The 1,906-nt window shown below is 72.9% G+C and carries 2 protein-coding genes; both read left to right on the forward strand.

Features of this window, described 5'->3' with window-relative positions; all coding sequences use genetic code 11:
- The coding region (locus ABZ646_RS45935; protein WP_360533561.1) for a UDP binding domain-containing protein at nucleotides 1-567 on the forward strand (567 nt) is incomplete at its 5' end.
- A 94-nt stretch (nucleotides 568-661) separates the two neighbouring features.
- Nucleotides 662-1,816 (forward strand): glycosyltransferase, encoded by a 1,155-nt coding sequence (locus ABZ646_RS45940; RefSeq protein WP_360533564.1) that lies wholly within the window; start codon nucleotides 662-664, stop codon nucleotides 1,814-1,816.
- The last annotated feature ends 90 nt before the right edge of the window (nucleotides 1,817-1,906 follow it).

Raw genomic sequence — 1,906 nt, forward strand, 5'->3', positions numbered from 1 at the left:
GTCGATGTGTGGGACGCGATCCGGTGCGCCGGCACCAAGCCGTTCGGCTTCCAGGCCTTCAGGCCGAGTGCCGGGGTGGGCGGCCACTGCATTCCGATCGACCCCAACTACCTGTCGTACAAAGTGCGTTCGATGGGCCACGAGTTCCGGTTCGTGGAACTCGCCCGGGAGATCAACGCGCACATGCCGCAGTACGTGGTCCGGCGCGCCCAGGACCTGCTCAACCACGAGGGCCGGCCCCTGCACGGCTCGCGGGTGCTGCTCCTGGGCGTCACCTACAAACCGGACGTCGCCGACCAGCGGGAGTCACCGGCGCTGCCGGTGGCCCGGCTGCTGCGGGAGCGGGAGGCCGAGATCGCCTTCCACGACCCGTTCGTCCCGGCCTGGTTCGTGGACGGCCGGGCCGTGCCGCGCGTCACCGACGTGCTGGCCGCGGCGCGCTCGTACGACCTGACCATCCTGCTCCAGGACCACTCCGCGTACGACCTCCCCGCTCTCGGCGACGAGTCCCGTCTGCTCTTCGACACCCGGGGACGGATCTTCCGACCCGGTGTCGAGGTCCTGTAGCCCGCTCCGTCCCCGCCCCCCACCGCTGCTGCAACCCCCCTTCCACGGACCGGAGTCGAAGGGCTCCGAGGCGTGCGGGCCGAAAGGCGCTCAGATGCGGATACTCGTCGTCACCGTCGTCCACCACCCCGAGGACGCGCGCATCCTGCACCGGCAGATCGGCGCGCTGCGGGACCGCGGGCACCACGTGGTGTACGCGGCGCCGTTCGCGGCCCGTGAGGTGCTGCCCCGGCCCGACGTCGAAGCCATCGACCTGCCCAGGGCGGCGGGCCGCAGCCGCCGCGGCGCCGTGGGCGCGGCCCGGGTGCTGCTCGCCGAGCGCGGCCACGAGGCGGACGTGGTCCTGCTGCACGATCCGGAGCTGCTGCTGGCGCTCCCCGGCACGCTGCGCCGGTGGCGGCGGTCCGGGACGGGTCCGGTGGTGGTGTGGGACGTCCACGAGGACACCGGTGTCGCGCTGGCGACGAAACGCTGGATACCGAAACCGCTGCGGGCACCGCTGCGGTTCGGCGTGCTCGCGGCCGAACGGCTCGCGGAACGCCATCTGCGGCTGCTGCTCGCCGAGGACGCCTACCAGGGGCGGTTCCGCCGCACCCACCCGGTGGTGCCGAACTTCACGACCGCGCCGGTACAGGCGCCCGAGCCCCCCGGCACCGACCGGGTCGTCTACGTGGGCCACCTGTCCCGGGCCCGCGGCGCGCTGGATCTGATCGAGACGGCCCGGCGGCTGGGCCCCGGCCCCCGGGTCGAGGTGGCCGGCGCGGCGGACCCGGACGTCCGGGAGGCGCTCACGGCGGCCGACCGGGAGGGGGTACTGCGTTGGTACGGTTTCCTGCCCAACGACCGCGCCCTGGCCCTGCTCTCCGGCGCCCTGGCCGGCCTGTCCCTCCTCCACGACAAGCCCAACTACCGCCACTCACGGCCCACCAAGGTTGTCGAGTACATGGCCCACGGAGTCCCCGTCGTCACCACGCCGACGCCCCTGGCCGCGGAGATGGTGGAGGGGCACGGCTGCGGCATCGTCGTACCGTACGAGGATCCGCGCGCGGCGGCGGAGGCGATCCGGCGGCTGAGCGCCGACGCGATCCTCCGCCACACCGCGGCCCAGCACGGCCGCGAGGCAGCCCTCACCCACTTCAACTGGCCTGACAAAGCGGCAGAGTTCACCCACTGCCTGGAGACCTGGGCCCGGGAGAAGTCCGCCGCCGGGCGAACCCGCCGCCAGGCGGCCGAAGTGGGGCGGGGCTAGCTTGATCTTTAACCTCGGGCCTCGAACAGGTCGTCGTACTTGATCACTCGCGTCGGTAACTGCCCTACGTGCAGGCGGCCTTCGGCTGAC

Origin of the sequence: Streptomyces sp. NPDC007162, assembly GCF_040634175.1 — a bacterium.
In the GTDB taxonomy this organism is placed as follows: Bacteria; Actinomycetota; Actinomycetes; order Streptomycetales; family Streptomycetaceae; genus Streptomyces.